Source organism: Actinomadura sp. BRA 177, assembly GCF_013372625.1.
In the GTDB taxonomy this organism is placed as follows: Bacteria; Actinomycetota; Actinomycetes; order Streptosporangiales; family Streptosporangiaceae; genus Spirillospora.
In genome coordinates this window covers 1-810 of record NZ_JABXFD010000681.1, presented here as the reverse complement: position 1 = coordinate 810, position 810 = coordinate 1, and the positions used below count along the sequence as shown (strand labels likewise).

1 pseudogene is annotated in these 810 nt (G+C 78.8%); it reads left to right on the top strand.

From position 1 onward, the window contains the following. Window positions 1-171: 171 nt before the first annotated feature. Window positions 172-810 (top strand): annotated as a pseudogene (locus HUX53_RS42350) (hypothetical protein); the annotation flags it as partial.

The window sequence follows — 810 nt, the reverse complement described above, 5'->3', positions numbered from 1 at the left end:
GGGCGGCGGTGTGGCGGGCCGCGGCGGTCCGGGCGCGCGGGCCGGTGGCCGCGGTGTCGTTCACGGGGTCCACGCTACTGGCCGGTGAAATGCGGTGTTACTGACGAAAGTCAGGGTGCCGGGCGGGCGCGAAGATCGCGGGGCGGGGTGCGGCTGAACTACGGTTGGCGCGTGACGGCTTCCCCGGCGCGGCCCGCGATGCGCGTTCCCGCGCGCGCCCGGGCGCGCAGGGTGGTGCGCCGGGTGCGGGAGCTGGGGCGCGGCCCGGTGGGCGACGCGGTGCTCGCGGGCGCGGCGCTGGTGGTGACGGTGTGGATGAGCGCGGCGGCGGCCAGGCCCGGGGACCGTCCGCTGTGGCCGGGCGGGCTGGCGCTGATCGCGGTGGCGGCGGTGTCGCTGGCGTGGCGGCGCCGGTCGCCGGTGGCGGTGCTGGTGGTCGCGGTGGTGGTGCCGCCGCTGTACTACCCGATGGGGTATCCGGACGGGCCGGTCGCGGCGGTGCTGTGGGTGGCGCTGTTCAACGCCGCGGTGGAGTGCCGGCTGGTGGTGTCGCTGGGCGCGGTCATCGTCGTCAACGCCGGGTTCCTGGCGGTGTCGCTGGCGCGCGGCGGGGACGGCGGCGGCGACCCGGACGCGATCACTGACGCGCGGGGGGTGGCGTCGCTGTCGCTGGGGCTGCTGGTGACGGTGGCGCTGGGGCAGTACGTGCGCAGCCGCCGGGACCGGGCGGAGGCGGCGGAGCGGCGCGCGGCTGCGGCCGAGCGGGACCGGGAGGACGAGGCGCGGCGCCGCGCCTCGTCCTCCCGGTCC